Source organism: Nonomuraea sp. NPDC050663, assembly GCF_044456985.1.
Taxonomy (GTDB): domain Bacteria; phylum Actinomycetota; class Actinomycetes; order Streptosporangiales; family Streptosporangiaceae; genus Nonomuraea.
Window position 1 is genome coordinate 670,480 of record NZ_JBITGL010000004.1, and the last position, 20,089, is coordinate 690,568.

The window sequence follows — 20,089 nt, forward strand, 5'->3', positions numbered from 1 at the left end:
TCAGAACCTGCCGTAACGCTTGGGGAAGTAATCCTGCAGTTCGCCTTCCCTGTGGATGTCGACGGTCGAGCAGTGCAGCCCTCCGCCGAACGGCGCGACGTCCCAGAACGGCACGGGGATGACCTCGAAGCCCAGGCTGTCGAGCAGCTCCATCTGGGCCGTCTCGCCCGCCTCCACGCAGACCGTGTCGGGCGCCAGGCTGAGCACGTTCATCGACAGCCAGGGGCTGCAGAAGCAGAGCTTGGGCAGGTCGTCCCAGGTCTTGGCGGGCCGTGCGGCCGACACGATCTCCCAGTCGTTGATCTTGAAGTACTGGACCAGGTCCTCCTCCGCCTCCCGCTCCGCGCAGTGCAGGACGAGGCCGGGGCGTAACGGCACCCACGTCGCGTCGATGTGCACCGGGTGGGTGTTGCCGAAGGTCACGGGGTGCACCCGGTGCTCGGGGAAGTGCCGCCGCAGCCAGTCGACGCCGCTGCGGTTGGTCACCATCGACAGCTGGACGAACAGGTCCTTGCCGCACCTGGCGATGTCGGCCGCGTCGAACAGGGGCTCGATCTCGGTGAGGGCCAGGTCGTTCTCGCGCACCCTGGCGATCTGCTCGTCGAAGCCGAGCGCTTCGTACTCGGGCCAGAATCCCGGTTTGTAGGCGTCGTCGGTGAGCCGCGGCTTGGGCGCGGCCTCCCAGCGCATGCCGGGGTCGTCGCGGAAGTAGGAGTCGAGCAGCGGCCGGTAGCAGAGGTACTCGAACCATCTGCTGCGATAGCTCATCGTGGCCTCGAGGATCTCGCTGCCGACGGTGACGAGCACGTCTCTGGGCGGCATGCAGCCGAACATGGAGTCCTGCTCCCAGTCGGGCGTCGACACCGGGCGGCCGAAGTCGATGACGTCGGGCCTGTCGACCCTGATGCCCCGGCTCCGCAGCAGGTCGGCGAAGGCGTCGAGCTGGGCGTTGGCGGCCTGGACCATGTCGTCGGGCAGCGGCCCGTAGGCGCCGGCCGGGAAGCCGTCCTCCGGCCAGTCCCTGACCACGGTCGGCTCGGGCGCCTGCACCATGGTGCCGTCGGCGCGGCCGACGATGACGTGCGTGAGCGGATCCCAGCCATTCCAAGAATTGACTCTCACTGAGCGTCCCCCATTAACGATGGGTGAAAGTGCGATTGACGGAGGAGCCGAAATCACCGGGCTCCCAGAGATCACGTCCTCGGCAAAGCTAAATTGGGGCTCCGGCTCTGTCAACAGCACAGAAGCACATGAAAACCCTCTTGCTAACGGATGAAGAGTCATCTATCGCACGCGCGATCCGTGCCTTTGTCCGGCCCGGATAATTGGCGACGCAGAAGATCCAAAATCAGCTTTCTGACATCGCCGAAAACGGAGGAGAATAATCTCCTGTAAATGTTGGGGGCGCGCCGGGCGCTCGCACCCCACCGAGGGCGCTCTTTATTGCACAGTCCATAAAAATTCACCGCTGGGCCCTTGCAGCGCCACCCGGAGACCGCGATGATCTCGGTAGAAGAGGCCTCACAGGGAGAAACTTCCTCTGGAGTGTATCGATAGTGAGCACCCATCCCCCGACCCCCAAGGAACGCCCATGCGCCGCTTGATCCCACCCCTGGCCGCCGCCGTGGCCCTGACCGGAGTCCTCGCCGCGACCAACTCCACCGCCGCCACCGCCGACCCGGCGAACAAGCCGACCTACCGGCTCGAGTGCGACGGCACCGGCGGTCCCGGCAGCACCTGCACGGTGGTCGCCACCGGCAAGGCGCGCAACCACCGCGTCGAGGAGTTCGTCACCACGGTCAGGACCGGCGAGCAGGTCTGGGCTCGCGACACCATGTACACCCGTGACGGCAAGGTCCGCAGCCGTCCCTTCACGCACCCCGACGGTCAGGTGACGGTCGACGTCTCCCTCACCTCCCTGCCGGAGAAGCACGTGGGCACGCAGCTGCGGCTGATGGCCTTCAACCTCTTCGTGGGCGGCACGTTCGACCGCAAGGAGACCACCGGCGAGAACCTCACCCACATGATCGACTACATCAACGAGGTCAACCCCGACGTCTTCTTCGTGGTCGAGGGCTACGGCTCAGGCGAGAAGATCCTCGACGGCCTCAACGTCGGGCGGGCGGAGGGCGACCGGTACACCGGCGTCCGGCTCACCCACCCGGAGGACAACAGCCACAACGGCGACAACCTGTGGCTGTACACCAAGCTCGAGGTCCAGAAGGTCTACCCGCGCTACGCCGACGCCGACATCGACTCCTTCAACATCGGCGGCGCCCGCCTCGGCCTGCCCAACGGCCAGCACGTCCACGCCTTCAGCCTGTGGACCTGGCACGACGGCTGGGCCTACGGCGACACGCACAACGCGGCGGTGGAGAACACCCACGGCCTGCCCCGCTCCAAGACCGACGCCCAGATCCTGGAGGGCGACTACCTGCGCCGCATGGCCATGGGCAAGGCCATCCTGGAGAAGGCCATCCCGCAGTTCACCGGGAACGACGGCGCCCCCGTGCTCATGGGCGGCGACCTCAACGCCCAGTCGCACCTGGACTGGAGCGAGCAGTTCGCCAACTCGCCCGGCCACGGCGGGCTGGTGCTGCCCTGGCCGTACACCAAGCAGTACACCGACCACGGCTTCATGGACACCTTCCGCTACGCCAACGCCGACGCGGGGCTGTACCCGGGCCGCACGTGGAGCCCCTTCCACGGCATGGGCGCCATCCCCGGCCGCATCGACTACGTCTTCGCCCGCGGCGAGGACGTGCGCGTCCTGGGCTCGCGCGCCGACGTCCGGCGCCTGCCCCGCCACCAGCAGACGCCGCTCGACCCGCAGTACCCCTGGTACTCCGACCACGGCTCCGTGGTCACCGACATCCTGATCCGCGGCAAGGGCACCGGACCCAACCGCGAGATCGTCTTCGAGGAGCCCGGCAAGGGACGCCACATCTGGCCGCCCGCGCCCGCCGGCCGCCGCATCCCGCCCGCCGAGCTCAAGGCCACGGCCAGCACGTTCAAGCCGGGCATCGGCGATCCCAAGCGGGCCGTCGACGGCGACCTGACCACGGACTTCCACTCCGACTACCCGGTGGTCGCGCCGCAGCCGCACACCATCACCGTCGACCTCGGCAGGGTCAGGGAACTGTCCGCAGTGCGGTTCCAGCCCAAGCTGCGCACCAACATGAACGGCACGATCCTCAAGGGCATGGTCCAGGTCAGCGACGACGGCGTCACGTTCAGGGACGTCGTGCCGGTCGAGTGGGCCCGCATGACCGCGGCCAACGACGTCAGCCTCCAGGGCGTCTCGGCCCGCTACCTGAGGCTGCGTTCCGACTACGGCATCGGCGGCGCGTCCGCCCTCGCCGAGATCGTCCCCTACGAGAAGGCCTGACCGCCTCCGTCGCCCCTCAGCCGAGCCGCTGGGGGGCGACGGGGCTGGCCAGGCTTCCCTCGGAGGAGAAGAACCGCTCGGCGACCTGGTCCAGCGCCAGGCAGGCGCCGCCCAGGGCGACGCACTCCTCGCCGAGGGTCGAGGGCCGGATGTCGGGCACGCGCAGGCAGTGGGGCTCAAGGGCCCGCTGGAGCGCCGGCAGCAGCACGTCGGCCGAGCGGGAGAACCCGCCGCCGAGGATGACCAGCTCGGGGTCGAGCGTGAGCACCATGGCGGCGGTGCCGAGCGCCAGGCGGCGGGCGTAGACGTCGACGGCCTCCCTGGCCACGGCGTCTCCGGCGCGGGCGGCGCCGAAGACGAGCCGGGCGGCCTCCTCCGGCGGCGCGCCGTCGGCCACGGGGCAGCCCTCCAGCTCGACCGCCATGGTGCGCCAGCCGGTGATGTTCATCAGGCCGACCTCGCCGGTGGCGCCGCTGAAGCCGTGGTGGAGGCGGCCGCTGAGGATGAGCGCCGCTCCTGGCCTACGTCCGACGTGCAGGTAGACGAGGTCCTGGACGCCCGCGGCGACGCCGAGCCGCTGCTCGGCCAGGGCGGCGAGCTTGCTGTCGTTCTCGATGGTGATCGGGCAGGACAGGCGCTCGCCCAGGTGGCCCGCGAGGTCGACCCCCGCCCAGTCGGGCAGGGCCTCGACCCGGGTGACCGACCCTTCCCGGCTGACGACGCCGACGCTCCCGGCGGTGACGCCCCACAGGTCGGCCGCGGCCAGCCCCGAGGCGACCAGGGCGGCCTCGACCGCCCGCCACACGGCATCCAGGCGCTCGGGCCTGGTGGTGCTCCTGTCGACGGCGACGCGTCCGCTGGCCACGATGCGGCCCGTGAGGTCGGTGACGACGGCCAGGACCTTGTGCACTCCTATGTCGATGCCGAGCACGTGCCCGGCGTCGGCGCGGAAGCGGTAGCGCTTGGCGGGCCGGCCCATCGTGCCGGGCGTGGGCTCGACCTCGGTGATCCAGCCGCGCTGGTGGAGGTCGGTGACCACGTCGCCGACCGAGGCCCGCGAGAGCCCTGTCTGGGCCGACAGCTCGGTGAGCGTCAGTGGTGCGCGCGACTCGCGCAGGGCGCGGATGCTGCTGAGGGAGTTCAGCTGACGCAGGCGCTGAAGATCCCCACCACTGACCTGCACAGGGTTGCTCCTCGTCATCAATGGTCTCCGGGCATTAATGAGATCATCCGGCAAAGCGGGTCTTGACTGCAAGGCGGGTTCCATGACTATTTATGGAGTCCGCAATAAAAGGGGTCCGCGAATGACAGTGACTATAGCCGTAGCCGGGGCGGGAGCCCGCGGCATGATCTACGCCCGGGCGGCGGCCGCCGACGGCCGGGCGCGGATCGTGGCCGTGGCCGACCCGGATCCGGCCAGGCGGGCCGCGATGGCCGCCGAACACGGCGTTCCCGAGGAAGCGCGCTTCGAGGGATGGGCCGAGCTGGCCGCCGCGCCGAAGCTGGCCGACGCCGTGATCATCGCGACCCAGGACACGATGCACGCCGACCCGGCCGTCGCCTTCGCCGACCTGGGCTACGCGATCCTGCTGGAGAAGCCGCTGGCCCCCACCGAGCCGGAGGCCCGCCGCATCGTCGAGGCCGTCGAGCGCAACGGCGTCGTCTTCGCCGTCTGCCACGTGCTCCGCTACACCGCCTACACCAGGGCGTTCAAGCAGCTCCTGGGCAGCGGCCGGTTAGGGCCGATCTCCAGCGTGCAGCACCTGGAACCGGTGGGCTGGTGGCACATGGCCCACTCGTTCGTGCGCGGCCACTGGCGCAACGCGGCCGCATCGGGGCCGATGTTGCTGACCAAGTCGTGCCACGACATCGACTGGCTGCTCCACGTCGTCGACGAGAAGCCCGTCGCCGTGTCGTCCTTCGGCTCGCTGACCCACTTCCGTCCGGAGAACCGGCCGGAAGGCGCGGGCACCCGCTGCGTCAGCTGCCCGGTCGAGCCGACCTGCCCGTACTCGGCCTCCCGCCTCTACCTGGGCTGCCTCGGCGACCCGGTCCGCGAGTTCTGGCCGCTCGGCGCGGTGACCTCGGACGCCAGTACGGCAGGCGTCATGCACGCGCTGGAGACCGGCCCCTACGGCCGGTGCGTCTACGACTGCGACAACGACGTGGTCGACCAGCAGGTCGTCACGATGGAGTTCGAACGAGGGACCACCGTGTCATTCACGATGACGGCGTTCACGCCGCTGGAGCACCGCAAGACGCGCGTCTTCGGCAGCCGCGGCTTCGCCGAGGGAGACGGTCACACCATCAGGGTCGTCGACTTCGTGACCGGCGCCGAGGAGACGATCGACACCGGGACGAGCGCGGGCGCGTCGTTGTCCGACGGCCACGGCGGCGGTGACACCGGGCTCATCAGGGCGTTCGTCGACGCCGTCGAGGCGGGCGACCAGGCTCCCCTCGGCGCCGGTCCCGACGACGCCCTGGCGGGACACCTCGTCGTGTGGGCCGCCGAGCGTGCCCGCGAGAACCGTACGGTGGAGGCGCTGTGACCATGATCCCGGCGCCTTCCCGCCACAGCCTCGGTGCGGGCCGCTTCACCTTCACCGCCTCCACCCCGCTGACCGCCGACCCAGCGCTGGCCAGGGCCGCCGAGTGGCTGCGCCGGTCCCTCGCCCCCGCCACCGGCCTGCCGCTGCCGGAAGGGCGGGGCGGAGTCGAGATCCGGCTCGTCGAGGGCCTCGGCCCCGAGGAGTACCGGCTCAGCGCCACGACACGATCCGTCGTGATCGAGGCCACCGGGCAGGCCGGGGCGTTCTACGGCGCGCAGACCCTGCGCCAGCTGCTCGACCCTGCAGCCTTCCGCGCCGGCCGTACGGCGGACAGGACCTGGAGCATCCCCGAGATCACCGTCTCCGACGCCCCCAGGTACGGCTGGCGCGGCTGCCTCATCGACGTGGCCCGCCACTTCCTGCCCAAGAACGACCTCCTGCGCTACATCGACCTGCTGGCCGCCCACAAGCTCAACGTCCTGCACCTGCACCTGACCGACGACCAGGGCTGGCGGCTGGAGATCAGGAAGTATCCGAGACTCACCGAGGTCGGCTCGTGGCGGCGCGAGTCGCCCCGGGGCGCCAGGCAGCACCGCCTGTTCGACGGCCGCCCGCACGGCGGCTACTACACCCAGGACGACATCAGGGAGATCGTCTCCTACGCGGCCGACCGGTTCGTCACGGTCGTCCCGGAGATCGACCTGCCCGGCCACACCCAGGCCGCCATCGCCGCCTACCCGGAGCTGGGCAACCTCAATGTCCCCCTGGACGTGCGCACCGAATGGGGCGTCGGCGAGAACGTGCTCAACGTCGCCGACGAGACGATCGCCTTCTTCACCGACGTCCTCGACGAGGTCATCGAGCTCTTCCCCGGCCAGTACGTCTGCGTCGGCGGCGACGAGACGCCCAAGACCCAGTGGAACGCGAGCGTCCCCGCCAAGGAACGCATCCGCGAACTGGGCCTGCGCGACGCCGACGAGCTGCAGACCTGGCTCATGCGGCACTTCACCGACTACCTGCTGGCCCGCGGGCGCAAGCCGGTCGGCTGGGACGAGCTCCTGGAGGGCGGCCTGCCCCCGGGCGTCACCGTCGGCGCCTGGCGCGGCCCCAAGTGCGCGGCGATGGCGGCCAGGGCCGGCCACGACGTGGTCGTCTCCCCCTTCGCCGAGACCTACCTGGACTTCCGCCAGGCGGAGGGCGAGCAGGAGCCGGTGCCGATCGGCAGCGTGACCTCGCTGCGCTCCATCCACGCGTTCGACCCGGTCCCACCAGGACTGGCCGAACGGGACCGGATCCTCGGCGCGCAGGCGGCGCTGTGGACCGAGCACATCGACTCGCCCCGGCTCCTCGACTACATGGCCTTCCCGCGCCTGGCAGCCTTCGCCGAGGCGATGTGGAGCGACGAACACGACTTCGACGACTTCCTCGTACGGCTGGCCGTACACGAGAAGCGGCTCGACGCGCTGGGCGTGGAATACCGCCCGGCCGGCGGCCCGCACCCCTGGCAGCAACGTCCCGACGCCCCCGGACACCCCCGGACCAGGGCCGAGATCGACCGTCAGCTCGTCAACTGGACCTCCAACCTCCACCCCTGACCCCCCATGGAGACAACCATGCGTTTCCGTCTGACCCTCGCGGTCCTCACCGCGTTGACGGCCGCCTGCGGCTCGTCGGGCACCTCCGGCTCGTCCGGCGACCCGTCGGGCTCGGGCAAGGCCACGATCAGCTACGCCATCTGGGACAAGAACGACCAGGCGAGCGCGGAGAAGATCATCGCGGCCTTCCAGCAGGCCAATCCGAACGTCACGGTGAAGCTCGAGATCACCCCGTGGGACCAGTACTGGACCAAGCTCCAGACGGCCGCCTCGGGCGGCGCCGCCCCCGACGTGTTCTGGATGAACAGCCTCAACGTCCGCATGTACGCCAAGGGCGGCATCCTCGCCCCGCTCGACGAGTCCAAGGCCCAGGGGCTCACCCCCGCGGTCGTCGACGGCTACCGCTACGACGGCAAGCTGTACGGCCTGCCGCACAACGTCGGCATCCCGGCGCTCTGGTACGACAAGAAGATCTTCGACGACGCCGGCGTGGCCTACCCGACCGCCGACTGGACCTGGGACGACGTCAAGGCCGCCGCCAAGAAGCTCACCGACCCGGCCAAGAAGCAGTTCGGCATCCTGGCCCACATGTGGGACCAGGGCGCCTTCTACCCGACGATGTACCAGGCCGGCGGCGAGGTGATCTCCGCCGACGGCAAGAAGAGCGGCTTCGACAACCCCGCCTCGATCCAGGGCCTGGAGTTCTGGACCAGCATGATCCAGGAGAAGGTCGCCCCGGTCGCCGAGGTCTACGCCGACACCGACTCCATCACGCTCTTCCAGTCGGGCAAGTACGGCATGTTCTACGGCGGCGCCTGGCTCGCCGCCACGTTCGCGGCCAACCCCGAGGTCGCCGAGCGGATCGACCTGGTCGCGCTGCCCAAGGGCCCGGCCAAGGAGGCCGTCATCCTGCTGGGCCTGGCCAACGCGGTCTCGGCCAAGACCGAGCACCCGAAGGAGGCCGCGGCCTTCGCCGAGTTCGTCGCCTCCGAGCCGGCCCAGAAGATCCTCGCCGACGCCGGCGGCGGCGCCCTGTCGCTGCGCGAGGGCACGCAGGACGGCTGGTTCAAGGCCTTCCCGAACTTCCACCTCAAGGAGACCTACGACGCGTCGCTGCCGCACGGCGTGCCGTACCCGGTGTCGCTCAACACCGCGCAGTGGCAGGACGTGCAGAACAAGCTGCTGGCCGAGGCCTGGGCGGGCAAGCGGCCGGTGGCCGACGTCGCCAAGGAGATCGCGACGCAGATGAACGAGATCCTGGCCAAGGAGTAATCGATGCACTCCAAGCGCGAGTGGGCGTGGGGCTACCTCCTCATCGCCCCGATGGCGCTGGGATTGGCCGTCTTCTACCTGTGGCCGATCGCCCAGACCCTGTACCTCAGCATGACCGAGTCGGGCGTCTTCGGCGGTTACACCTGGGTGGGGACGGCCAACTTCGCCGAGCTCTTCGGCGACGAGGAGATGTACGGCACGCTCGGCAACACCCTGCTCTACTCGGTGCTGGTGCTGGCGGGCGTGCCGCTGTCCATCGTCGTCGCGTCGCTGCTCAACGTCCCGGGCCTGCGCGGCCTGAGCGTCTACCGCACGCTGTACTTCCTTCCCGTGGTGACGATGCCGGCGGCCATCGGCCTGACCTGGAGCTACCTGTTCAACGGCGAGTTCGGCGCGATCAACCACCTGCTGGCGGCCATCGGGATCGACGGGCCGTACTGGCTCGGCGACGAGAGATTCGCGATCTACGCCATCGCGATCGTCGGCATCTGGAGCTCGATCGGCTACAACGCCGTGCTGTTCCTGGCCGGGCTGCAGGGGATCCCGCGTCACTTCTACGAGGCGGCCGAGATCGACGGCGCCGGGCGGATGCGGCAGTTCTTCAGCATCACCCTGCCGTTGCTCACGCCGACCACGTTCTTCGTCATCGTCATCACGATGATCAACGCGTTGCAGGTGTTCGACCTGGTCTACCTCATGGTCGACGCGGAAAGCCCCGCCCTGGCGGGCAGCCGGACGATCGTCTACCTCTTCTACCAGACCGGCTTCGTGCAGAACCAGCGCGGCATGGCCGCGGCGATCGCCGTCATCCTGCTCGCGCTGATCCTGGTCCTGACCGCGATCCAGTTCAGGCTCCAGAAGAAGTGGGTGCACTATGAGTAAGCCGCGGACCTGGCCCGCGCACGTCATCCTGGCGGCGGGCGCCCTGGTGATGCTCGCGCCGTTCGCCTGGCAGCTCATCGTCTCGCTGCAGACGCTGCCCGACTCGCTGCGCGTGCCGCCGAAGTTCACCCCGTCGTGGCAGTGGTCCAACTTCGTCGACGTCTTCCGCTCGGTTCCCCTGGGCAGGCAGTTCCTCAACACCGTCGTGGTGACGGCGGCGGTGACGGCGGGCCAGCTCCTGCTGTGCTCGCTGGCCGCCTTCGCCTTCGCCCGGCTGCGTTTCCCCGGGCGCGGCATCCTGTTCATGGCCTTCCTGGCCGTGCTGATGGTGCCGGGCGAGCTGTTCCTCATCCCCCGCTACGAGATCATGATGGGGCTGGGCTGGCTCAACACGCTGCAGGCCCTGATCGCCCCCGGCGTCTTCGGCGCGTTCGGCACGTTCCTGCTGCGGCAGTTCTTCATGTCGCTGCCGAAGGAGCTCGACGAGGCGGCCTCGATCGACGGGGCCAACCCGTGGCAGATCTACTGGCACATCCTGCTGCCGCTGGTCAGGCCGGGGCTGCTGGCGCTGGGGCTGCTGACGGTGATGTGGTCGTGGAGCAGCCTGCTGTGGCCGCTGGTGGTCAACACCGACCCGGAGATGATGACGCTCTCGGCCGGGCTGGCCTCGCTGCGCGGGCAGTTCCTGACGAACTACCCGATCCTGTTCGCGGGGTCGCTCGTGGCGTCGCTGCCGGTGATCGTGCTCTTCGTGGTCATGCAACGCCAGCTGATCGCGGGGATCGCGTTCACGGGGTCGAAGGGGTGACCTCCGCCGGAGCCTCGTCGTCGTGGGCGATGTGCATGAGCTGCCGCCACAGCGCCACCACGAAGACGGCCGAGCCGGCGAAGGCGAACCAGAAGGGAGCCGTCACGCCGTAGTGCGAGGCGAGGGCGCCGCCGATCAGCGAGCCGACGACCATGCCGCCGAAGACGCCGATGGTGTTCACGCTGCCCACCCGGCCCTGCAGCTCGGTGGGTACGGCACGCTGGCGCACGGTGACCGAGGTGGCGCCCCAGATGAACGCGTGCGCGCCGAACACCAGGAAGATCGGGAAGGCCACCCAGGCGGAGGTCGCCAGAGCCAGGCCCAGATGGGTGAGGGTCTCGATGATCAGGCCGGCGCGCATGACGACGCCGAGGCTGAACCGGCGGGTGATCGCCCCGTACAACGCGGTGCCGATCAGCCCGCCGACCGCCATGATCGTGGTGAGCAGGCCGAAGCCGACCGAGCCGAGGCCGAGCCGCTCCAGGCTGTAGAGCACCAGCACCGACCAGGCGGCGCCGAAGGTGACGTTGAAAATCAGGATGGTGAGCACCAGGGTGCGCACGGCGGCGTGCCGTACCGTCCAGAGGAAACCCTCGCGCAGGTCGTGCAGGACGCTCTTGCCCGTCGAGCCGTTCTCGCGGCCGTGCGCCGGGAGCACGATGCGGGAGATCATGACGAGCCCGGCCGCGGCCAGCAGGAACTGACCGGCGAACGGCCACGCCGCTCCCGCGGTGAACAACAGCGCGCCGAGCGGCGGCCCGGCGAGCTGGTTGAGCGTGAGGAAGCCGGTCTGCAGCCGCGAGTTGGCCAGCGCCAGGTCGTCGCGGGGCACGAGCATCGGGGCCAGGGTCGAGGCGGTGTTGTCGGCGAACACCTCGGCGACGCCCATCAGCGCCAGCGCGACCAGCGCGGAGGCCACCGTGATCGTCCCGGTGGCGATCATCGTGACCAGTCCTGCCAAGACGACCAGCCGGGCCGCGTTGGCCACGAGCATGATCCGCCGCCGGTTGAGCCGGTCCGACAACACCCCGGCGTACAGGCTGAACACCATCGGCGGTGCCCAGCTGATCAGCGCACCCAGCGAGATCAGGAAGGGATTCCTGGTCAGCGAGGCGATGAGCAGGGGCGCGGCCGCCATGGCGACGCCGTCGCCGAAGTTGGTCGACCAGCTCGATCCCAGGAGCCAACGAAACGATGAACCCCACCGTTTGGGCACAAAACGCCCCATAATCCCGCGCACAAATCACCAACCCTACGGGCCGCTGTGAGCGGCGGCAACGCAATTACCACCCGCCCGTATCCTGGGCACAACGCTCGTCCGAGGAGAGAAGCATGCAGGGGGCCGCCGAACACGCCCGCGAACTGATCGGCAGGGCGATCGGCCTGCTCCACCACGACGACCAGGCCGGATTCGACACCTGCGTCGCCGTCCTGGCCGACGGCGACGGACCGGCCGTGCGATCCGGAGGCCCTGCCTCCCGCGCCGCCACGCCGGCCGACGGCGACGGCCCGGCGCCCGGCTGGAGCCGTACCGTCGACCGCGAGCTGAACGCCACCATCGCGCGGTCCATCGGGGCCCTGTGGCGCAACGGGTGGCAGCCCGCCGACGTGATCCGCGTCGCCGGCCGCCGCCTCGGCACCCCGCACGCCGACCTGGCGGCCGAGCAGATCGCGTCGGAGCTGCGGAACTACCCCAACGACACGGTCCCGGAGCGCTGGCCGGCCCAGGTGCCCGCCGTCACCGGCCGCAAGGAGCCGCGCCTGGTCGCCCTCGGCCACGCCCTCGAACTGCTCCAGGTCCTGACCACCCTGCCCCGCCTCGAACAGCTCGGCCCCATCCCCGGCCAGGCCCGCCGCACCTCGCCCGCGCGCCAGAGCACCGCCGACGACAAGACGCTCACCAGGGTGCGCGCCCTGCTCGCCAAGGCCGAGTCGACCTCCTTCGAGGCCGAGGCGCAGACCTTCACCGCCGCGGCGCAGCGGCTGATGGCCAAGCACAGCATCGACGTCGCCATGCTGGAGGCCGGGCCCCACGCCGGCCCCTCCGGCATCAGGGTGGGCATCGACGCGCCCTACGAGCAGGCCAAGGCGTCGCTGCTGTCCGTCGTGGCCGACGCCAACCGGTGCCGCGCCATCTGGAGCGACGACCTCGGGTTCTCCACCGTGCTGGGGTTCGAGGCCGACCTCGACGCCGTCGAGCTGCTGTTCACCTCGCTGCTGGTGCAGGCGACGACCTCGATCGTCCAGGCGGGCACCAAGAAGCATGGGTCAGGACGGTCGCGCAGCCGCTCCTTCCGCGAGTCGTTCCTGCAGGCGTTCACCGTGAGGGTCGGCGAACGGCTCGACGAGGCCACCGCCGAGACCGTGCGGGAGGAGGGCCAGGCCCGCGGCACCGACCTCGTCCCGCTGCTCGCGGCCCGCACGGCCGAGGTGGAGTCGGTGGTGGAGGCGATGTTCCCGACGCTGACGCGGTCACGGGTGCGCGGCGCCTACGACCACGAGGGATGGACGGCGGGACGCGCGGCGGCCGACCAGGCCCGGCTGGGGGTGCGAGGACAGGTCGGCTCGTGAACCGCCTCGTCCGGGGAGGCAGTCAGTCGACGCGCACCTGATCTCGTCCTGGGCGCGGTCAGTCGTCGAGGCGCACCTGGTCACTGTCACCATCGGACAGGAAGCGCGCCAGCGCCCGCCCCTCCTCGGCGACGGCGTCACGATCGGCCGGCGACAGGCGCCCCAGCGGCGTGACGACCACGCCCGCGCCCGTGGCCGCCTCGACGGTCCACGTCGCGGCGACCCTGCCGTCGACCAGCACCACCCGCGCCCCCGCCACCGACAACCCCCGGTGCTCATCGTCGATGATCCGGCTCCGGTCGTCGAACCCGAGAATCACGTTGTCGAACGCCGGCAGGAAACGCACCGGCGCGGGCGTGTCCGCGTCCGGGCGCGGCGCATCGGGCAGATCCAGCAACTCCCGCCCCCGCTCGTCCCGGAACGACACGAGCTCTGGCCGTACCGCCTTCACCGCCACCGGCAGCCCGGCCAGACCGCACCAGGCCCGCAGGTCGGCGGAGGCCGCCGGGCCGTACGCGGCCAGATAGCGCCGCACCAGCGCCTCCCCCGCCGCATCCGGCCCGTCGGCGGCGAGCGGATCGGCCTCGCGCCCGAGCCACGACGACAACAGCGCGTTCCGCACCCCCGCCTTCGTGCGCCACACCCCGCGGGGCGGCATCTGGACCATCGGGATGAGGGCCGCGACGACCATCTCCCCCAGCACCCGGGCCCCCGCCGCCGGCCACCGGTCGACCAGCGCCCGGCCGATCTCCCCCATCGACCGCGGCTCGCCGTCGGCCATCAGCTCCCGGCCCGCATCGAGCAACTCGTCGAGATCCACCCCGGCGAGCTCAGCGCGATAGACCCCGAGCATGCGCTGGCGCAGCATCGCATCGTGACGGGCGCGCCACGCCAGCGTGTCCTCCGCGGTCAGCAGGTGGACGGTGCGCCGCATCAGGATGGTCCGCACCACCCTCCGCTCCACGAGCAGCTCCGAGAGCTCCTTCGGATCGAAGTCGTGCAACCGCGACCACAACCCCACAAAGGGCTCCTGCGGTTCCTGCGCCTGCAACCCGCCCAGATGCGCGACGGCGTCATACACCGGGCGATCGGCGCGCTCGAGCAGGAACTGCCTGGCCAGCGTCGCGCGGTTGAGCGTGCGATTGTCGAGCACGGTCGTCATGCGATCATCATCCCGCAACGCTCACATCGATCACCCAGGTGACGCCGAACCGGTCGGTCAGCATGCCGTACACCGGCGCCCACGCCGACGGCCCCAGCGGCTGGTGGATGCGCGCGCCGTCGGAGAGCCCGTCCCAGAAGGGGACGACCTCCTCCGCCGTCTCCCCGCGCACGGAGACGAAGAACGCGTTCTCCCCCGGGCTGTACGGCATGCCGGACGGCACGTCGTACGCCATGACGCGGAACCCGTTCGCGGCGGCCACCTGCCCCCACATCACCAGGCTCTCGTCATCCGCATGCGGCACCGAGACCAGCTCCCCGCCGAACACGGACTGGTAGAACGCCAGCGCCTCACGGGCGGCTCCGCGAAAGTTCAGATGGGTCACCGAGGACACGGCCATGACATCTCTCCTTTGTTCGAGTGCCCTCAACTTCGCATCAGAAGCGGACAGATTCTGGCCGCTACTCTGATCGGGTGCAGAAAACCTCGGCCCGGCTCCTGGCCCTGCTGTCGCTGCTCCAGGCACGACGCGACTGGCCGGGGGCGCTGCTGGCCGAACGCCTCGACGTCAGCCCCCGCACCGTGCGCCGAGACGTCGACCGTCTCCGCGACCTCGGCTACCCCATCGCCGCCATCAAGGGCCCCGACGGCGGCTACCGCCTGGACGCCGGCGCCCAGCTGCCGCCCCTCCTCTTCGACGACGACCAGGCCGTCGCCCTCGCCATAGCCCTCCAGGCGGCCCCCACGACGGGCGCCGCCATCGACGAGGCCGCCGCCCGAGCGCTGGCCACCGTCCGGCAGGTCATGCCCGCCCGCCTGCGCCACCGCATCGACGCCCTCCACCTCACCGCCGTCGCCGACCCCCAGATGCCCGGCGACGTCCTGCTCTCCCTCGGCACCACCGTCCGGGCGCGGGAGGTGCTCCGCTTCGACTACACCGGCCACGACCTGCCGCGCCGGGCCGAACCCCACCACCTCGTCACCTGGGCGGGCCGCTGGTACCTCGTCGCGTGGGACCTCGACCGCGACGACTGGCGCATCTTCCGCGCCGACCGCATCACCCCGCGCGTCCCCACCGGCCCCCGCTTCACCCCCCGCGAACTGCCCGGCGGCGACGTGGCCACCTTCGTCGCCGCCCGCTTCCGCGGCTCCTCCCCCGGCGCCTCCGGCGACTGGCCGTGCCGCGGCGAGGTCATCCTCGCCCTCCCAGCCGCCGCCGTCTCGCCCTACATCCGCGACGGCGTCGTGGAAGAGCTCGCCCCAGACCGGTGCCGGCTCGTCACGGGCTCCTGGTCATGGATCGCCCTGGCCGCCGACCTCGGCCGCTTCGACGCCGACCTGGAGATCGTCGGGCCAGAGGAGCTCAAGGCGGCCGTCACCCGCCTGGCCAGGCGATACGCGCACGCGACCGCCCCCTCGTGAACACTGGTCCCGTGACCATCACCAGACTCAACCCCTCAGACCTGCACGCCACCCCCGGCTACAGCCACATCACCATCGCCGAGGCCGGCCGGCTGGCCTTCCTCGCCGGCCAGTGCCCCCTCGACCCCACCGGCACCCTGGTCGGCGCCGGAGACCTCGACGCGCAGGTGGACCAGATCGTCGCCAACGCCCTCACCGCCCTCGCCGCAGTCTCCGCCCGACCGGAACACGTCGTGCGTTCCGTCATCTACGTGGTCAGCCACGACTCGCCCGCGCTCGGCACGGTCTGGCGGCGGCTCCTCGCCTCACCACTGGCCCCGGCCTTCACCTCCGCCAGCACGCTGCTCGGCGTCGCACAGCTCGGGTTCGCGGGCCAACTCGTCGAACTCGACCTCACCGCCGCGCTCCCTCCTGGGGAGCCTGGATGAGGTCGGCCAGGAAGTCCTGGGTCTCCTCGTCGACGGCATGGACGACCACGCCCCGGAGCCCGCGGGTGAGCAGGACCTTGTAGATGTTGCGGACCAGCCGGCCGAACTGCTCGTGCGTGACTGCGGACCTGGTCAGTTCCCTGTCCTTGCTGTACTCCTGGCGCGGCACGAAGCGGCCGTTCCGCGCCACGAGGTCGGGGCCGATGATGACCCCGGCCCAGTCGAACTCCAGCCCCTGGGCCGTATAGACGCAGCCGACCTGCCCGAAACCGCCCTCCGTGGTGGCCCACAGGGTGCTGGGCGGGATGCCGTTCATGGGCTTGTCCTGCTTGAGGTTCCACGGGCGTGCCCACTCGCCGATCGTGACGTCGGGCACCAGGGGCTGACCGGCGACGGGCTTGCTCCAGGGCCAGCAGTACCCGGCCATGATGCGCGCGCTCTGTCCTTGGCTCAGCTTCTCGTGCAGGAAACCCTCCAGTTCGGCGGGCGAGCCGGCGAGGTGGACCTGGAAGGCGGGATCTCCCGGCCAGCGTTCCGGCTCGGCTCCGCCGTTCCACTCCCCGTCCGAGGCGCCGAGCCCCAGCAGCCGCAGGACCCACGTGTCGTAGATGGCGCTGCCGCCGCAACGCCACTGGGCGTCCAGCCTGACGTGGTCGTAGGCGAGGTCCATGGCCTGCGCCTGCGCGACGATGGCGGCGACGGTGCCGACCTCGTCCGGCTTGACGACCTGGTGCTCGTCAAGGAGGAAGACGGGGACCCTGCTGGCGTTGATCATGCTCTCGATCTGCGGCCGATCGCTGCGCCACTGCTTTCTGTAGAGGTCGAAGGAGTTCTTTCTGACCCGATGCGCCTCGTCCGCGATGAGCAGGTCGAGCTCGTTCCGGCTCGCGTTGGCGAACTCCATGTAGTAGCGGAACAATCCGTGCAGCGCGCGGTCCCTTCCCGCCACGTGCTTGCGGAGGGTCTTGGTGACCGTGCTCGACCCCGTGGCGTAGGCGATGCGTGGATTGCCCTCCTCGATGTACGACTGGAGGAGCGAGAGCGCTATCGCCGACTTCCCGCTGCCAGGCCCACCGGTGATGATCACCACCCGCTTGGTGTTCGCCTCGTTCGCTTCCCTGACCCTGGCCCGGACGATGGCGAAGGCGTCGAGCTGCTGGTCCAGCAGATCGAACTGGCCGAACCCGCGGATGACTTCGGCGGACTTGCGCAGGAAGTTCTGGCTCGGATGAATCCGGCTACCGAGCAGCCGATCGGCGGCCAGGCGGCCGGGGCTGTTCGCCAGCAGCCCCAGCAGATGCTCGATCAGGCTGCCGCGGCTGGCTCTGGTGAACACCGGCACGCCCTCGCAGGCGGCGCCCATGCTCAGATCGGAGACATCCTGTGGATCGGCGTTGTGCAGGTAGACCAGAGCGGTGACGGCGTCCGCACGCCCGTCCAGGACCGCCAAGCCGCCGACGATCTGGCTGCGGTACCCCTTGGCCTGAAGTGACGGATGGCTCTTCTGACCCAGATTCGGCACTTCGAAGAGTTGCTTGTCCTCGTCCACCGCGCGGGCCTCGCTCCACTGCTTGAGCTCGACCACGACGTAGGTGTCCCGGCCGGTCTCGGGGTGCACGCCGGCGAGGACCACGTCGGCGCTGCTGCGCCGGTTGTGCGGCATGGGGAACTCGACCAGGACCTCGACCTCTCCCAGACCGGCGTCGTCGAGGACGCAGGCGAGGTCGGAGAGGCTCTCCCTCCACGCGGTCTTCTCCGACTGCACCGGTCTGCGGCCCGTCTCACGCTGCACCCGCTCCGACAGGGTCTTGATCAGCCTGGTCTCGATGACGGACCTGGGGTGAAGAAGGTCGGAGCGCAGCGCTCGGGCTGAGGACCGGTGGGCGGGTACCACAGACGTCTCCCAGACAGCACGAAGGATCGTGCGGAATGGGGGCGTATCCACGATCTGCGGAAGCCCGTCGGCCGCTCAGGTTGCGCTCTCGATGGTAGCGGGGAGATCGACTGAGCGCCGTGACCTTTCCCTGACCCACCGCTACCCTCTTGATGACCATGTGATGCGGCCCGACGGGCTTCCGCGTTCGTACGGCTGACGCCGGAGCGGATAGGCCCCCACCCGCACGAGTCTTCTCGTGCTGCCTGGGGGAAGTCCGTGACGGCGCTGCGGCTGTCTGTCGAGAACCTGCTCGCCTCGCCGAACGAGGCCGCGCTGGTGGAGGTGATCGCTGAGCACGTGCGCAGGACGACAGGGCGCGGTGTCTCGCCGGCCGAGACCAACTCGTGGCGCAGGAGCCTGCCCGTGCTGGCGCGGGACCTGGCCGACGCGGGGCTCGGGCAGGTCGAGATGCTCGTCGAGTACCGGCTGCCGCTGACCAGCAAGCGCGCCGACGTGGTGCTGGCCGGGGTCCATCCGCGGACCGGCCGGGACTCCTACGTCGTGGTCGAGCTCAAGCAGTGGAGCAGGGCCGAGCCGTCCGAGCTGGGCGAGCGCCTGGTGCTGGTGGACGGCATGGGTGGCGCGGAGCGGCTGAACCCGGCCGAGCAGGTGCGGCGCTACTGCGAATACATGGGCGACTTTCTGGGCGTCTTCGCCGGGAACCCGGACGGGCTGCACGGCGCCGCCTACCTGCACAACGCCATGGACCTGGACGTCGACGGCCTGGCCGACCAGGTCGGCGAGGAGCGCGGCCGTCTGTTCACCAAGCAGCGCCGTGGCGAGTTCCTGCGCTACCTGGGCGAGCGGCTGGCCGACCGGTCCGGCGCGGAGGCGGCCGACCGGCTGCTGGGCAGCCCGGTGGCGCCGAGCAAGCAGCTGATGACCTACGCGGCCAGGGAGATCCGCGAGCGGGAGCAGTTCGTCCTGCTCGACGAGCAGCAGGTCGCCTACGAGCTGGTGATGCGCGCCGTCGACAGGGCGAGGCGGTCCGATCACAAGCAGGTCGTCCTGGTGACCGGCGGGCCGGGCAGCGGCAAGAGCGTCATCGCGCTGTCGCTGCTGGGTGAGCTGTTCCGGCAGGGCCGTTCCGCGCTGCACGCCACGGGCTCGCAGTCGTTCACCCAGACCATGCGCCGTTATCCCGGCCGGGGAAGCACGCGGATCAAGAGCCTCTTCGCCTACTTCAACAGCTTTATCGGAGCCGAGCCCAACGCCCTGGACGTCCTGATCTGCGATGAGGCGCATCGTATCCGTGAGACCTCCACCAACCGGTTCACCCCCGCTGCCAGGCGGACGGGCCGCAGCCAGCTCGACGAGCTGTTGTCGGCCGCGCGGGTCCCGGTCTTCCTGCTCGACCAGCACCAGGTGGTACGGCCCGGCGAGTTGGGCACCGTCGACGGCATCGAGCGCTACGCCGATGCCAAGGGCTTCGACGTGCACCGGGTCGACCTGGACGAGCAGTTCAGGTGCGGCGGCAGCCGTGCTTACGAGCAGTGGGTGCTGCGCCTGCTCGGCCTGGCCGGAGGCGGCCCCGTCGCGTGGGAGGGTGACGAGGACTTCGAGGTGCGCCTCGTCGGCAGCCCGCAGGAACTGGAGGCCGCGCTCCGGGCGCGACCAGGTACGGCCCGCATGACGGCGGGGTTCTGCTGGCCGTGGAGCGAGCCGCGGCCCGACGACACCCTGGTGGACGACGTGGTCATCGGCGAGTGGGCACGGCCGTGGAACGTCAAGAAGGACCGTGCGGTCGGCGACGCCCCGCCCAGCATGTTGTGGGCCAGCGAACCCACCGGGTTCGGGCAGGTCGGCTGCGTGTACACGGCGCAGGGCTTCGAGTACGACTGGAACGGCGTCATCCTCGGCCCTGACCTGTCGGTCCGCGACGGTCGGCTGGTGACCGTCCGCAAGGAGAATCGGGACCCGGCCTTCAGGAGCCACAAGACCGTCCCCGACGCCGAGTTCGACAGGCTGGTGCGCAACGTCTACAAGGTGCTGCTCACCAGGGGGATGCGCGGGACCGTGATCTATGCTGTGGAGCCGGCTCTCCGCGATCTGCTGGCCCAGCTCGTCCGGCGCTGA

16 protein-coding genes are annotated in these 20,089 nt (G+C 70.2%); 10 read left to right on the forward strand and 6 right to left on the reverse strand.

Annotation, left to right across the window (positions count from 1 at the left end; translation table 11 throughout):
• Complete coding sequence (locus ACIBH1_RS15950) at positions 1-1,122, reverse strand: serine/threonine protein kinase (RefSeq protein WP_397314479.1); 1,122 nt, start codon at positions 1,120-1,122, stop codon at positions 1-3.
• Positions 1,123-1,591: 469 nt separating this feature from the next.
• Between ACIBH1_RS15950 and ACIBH1_RS15955 the strand changes: the two genes are divergently transcribed.
• Positions 1,592-3,388 (forward strand): discoidin domain-containing protein, encoded by a 1,797-nt coding sequence (locus ACIBH1_RS15955; protein WP_397314481.1) that lies wholly within the window; start codon positions 1,592-1,594, stop codon positions 3,386-3,388.
• 16 nt (positions 3,389-3,404) lie between these two features.
• Here the strand turns inward: ACIBH1_RS15955 and ACIBH1_RS15960 are convergent, their stop codons facing one another.
• Entirely contained in the window at positions 3,405-4,571 is a 1,167-nt protein-coding gene (locus ACIBH1_RS15960; protein ID WP_397314482.1) for an ROK family protein, read from the reverse strand.
• Between the two features lie 121 nt (positions 4,572-4,692).
• Here ACIBH1_RS15960 and ACIBH1_RS15965 point away from each other — a divergent pair, with 121 nt between their 5' ends.
• From ACIBH1_RS15965 to ACIBH1_RS15985, 5 genes are read left to right on the forward strand one after another with little or no spacing between them, the layout of a single operon-like run.
• Positions 4,693-5,937: a Gfo/Idh/MocA family protein gene (locus ACIBH1_RS15965; RefSeq protein WP_397314483.1), complete on the forward strand. Its 1,245-nt coding sequence runs from the start codon at positions 4,693-4,695 to the stop codon at positions 5,935-5,937.
• 2 nt (positions 5,938-5,939) lie between these two features.
• Positions 5,940-7,532 (forward strand): beta-N-acetylhexosaminidase, encoded by a 1,593-nt coding sequence (locus ACIBH1_RS15970; RefSeq protein WP_397314678.1) that lies wholly within the window; start codon positions 5,940-5,942, stop codon positions 7,530-7,532.
• Positions 7,533-7,550: 18 nt separating this feature from the next.
• The gene (locus tag ACIBH1_RS15975) at positions 7,551-8,804 is read left to right on the forward strand and encodes an ABC transporter substrate-binding protein (RefSeq protein WP_397314484.1); all 1,254 of its coding nucleotides are present in this window, start codon (positions 7,551-7,553) and stop codon (positions 8,802-8,804) included.
• 3 nt (positions 8,805-8,807) lie between these two features.
• A complete protein-coding gene (locus ACIBH1_RS15980) occupies positions 8,808-9,686 on the forward strand; it encodes a carbohydrate ABC transporter permease (protein ID WP_397314485.1) in 879 nt (292 codons plus the stop codon).
• On the forward strand, positions 9,679-10,494 hold the full coding sequence (locus ACIBH1_RS15985) for a carbohydrate ABC transporter permease (RefSeq protein ID WP_397314486.1): 816 nt from the start codon (positions 9,679-9,681) through the stop codon (positions 10,492-10,494). The genes ACIBH1_RS15980 and ACIBH1_RS15985 overlap by 8 nt, the downstream gene beginning before the upstream one ends.
• Here the strand turns inward: ACIBH1_RS15985 and ACIBH1_RS15990 are convergent.
• Complete coding sequence (locus tag ACIBH1_RS15990) at positions 10,475-11,722, reverse strand: MFS transporter (RefSeq protein ID WP_397314487.1); 1,248 nt, start codon at positions 11,720-11,722, stop codon at positions 10,475-10,477. The two genes, ACIBH1_RS15985 and ACIBH1_RS15990, sit on opposite strands and share 20 nt — an antisense overlap.
• Before the next feature lie 104 nt (positions 11,723-11,826).
• Here ACIBH1_RS15990 and ACIBH1_RS15995 point away from each other — a divergent pair, with 104 nt between their 5' ends.
• Positions 11,827-13,065: a DUF2786 domain-containing protein gene (locus tag ACIBH1_RS15995; protein ID WP_397314488.1), complete on the forward strand. Its 1,239-nt coding sequence runs from the start codon at positions 11,827-11,829 to the stop codon at positions 13,063-13,065.
• A gap of 58 nt (positions 13,066-13,123) precedes the next feature.
• Here ACIBH1_RS15995 and ACIBH1_RS16000 read toward each other — a convergent pair whose 3' ends face one another.
• Positions 13,124-14,227, reverse strand: a complete 1,104-nt coding sequence (locus tag ACIBH1_RS16000; RefSeq protein ID WP_397314489.1) for a winged helix DNA-binding domain-containing protein — start codon at positions 14,225-14,227, stop codon at positions 13,124-13,126.
• Between the two features lie 7 nt (positions 14,228-14,234).
• Positions 14,235-14,627, reverse strand: coding sequence for a VOC family protein (locus ACIBH1_RS16005; RefSeq protein ID WP_397314490.1), 393 nt, complete (start codon positions 14,625-14,627; stop codon positions 14,235-14,237).
• A 74-nt stretch (positions 14,628-14,701) separates the two neighbouring features.
• Here ACIBH1_RS16005 and ACIBH1_RS16010 point away from each other — a divergent pair, with 74 nt between their 5' ends.
• The gene (locus tag ACIBH1_RS16010; protein ID WP_397314491.1) at positions 14,702-15,649 is read left to right on the forward strand and encodes a helix-turn-helix transcriptional regulator; all 948 of its coding nucleotides are present in this window, start codon (positions 14,702-14,704) and stop codon (positions 15,647-15,649) included.
• Between the two features lie 11 nt (positions 15,650-15,660).
• Positions 15,661-16,077 (forward strand): RidA family protein, encoded by a 417-nt coding sequence (locus ACIBH1_RS16015; protein WP_397314492.1) that lies wholly within the window; start codon positions 15,661-15,663, stop codon positions 16,075-16,077.
• Here ACIBH1_RS16015 and ACIBH1_RS16020 read toward each other — a convergent pair.
• On the reverse strand, positions 16,043-17,971 hold the full coding sequence (locus ACIBH1_RS16020) for a DNA/RNA helicase domain-containing protein (protein WP_397314493.1): 1,929 nt from the start codon (positions 17,969-17,971) through the stop codon (positions 16,043-16,045). The genes ACIBH1_RS16015 and ACIBH1_RS16020 overlap by 35 nt on opposite strands.
• 258 nt (positions 17,972-18,229) lie before the next feature.
• Here ACIBH1_RS16020 and ACIBH1_RS16025 point away from each other — a divergent pair, with 258 nt between their 5' ends.
• Positions 18,230-20,089, forward strand: coding sequence for a DNA/RNA helicase domain-containing protein (locus ACIBH1_RS16025; protein WP_397314495.1), 1,860 nt, complete (start codon positions 18,230-18,232; stop codon positions 20,087-20,089).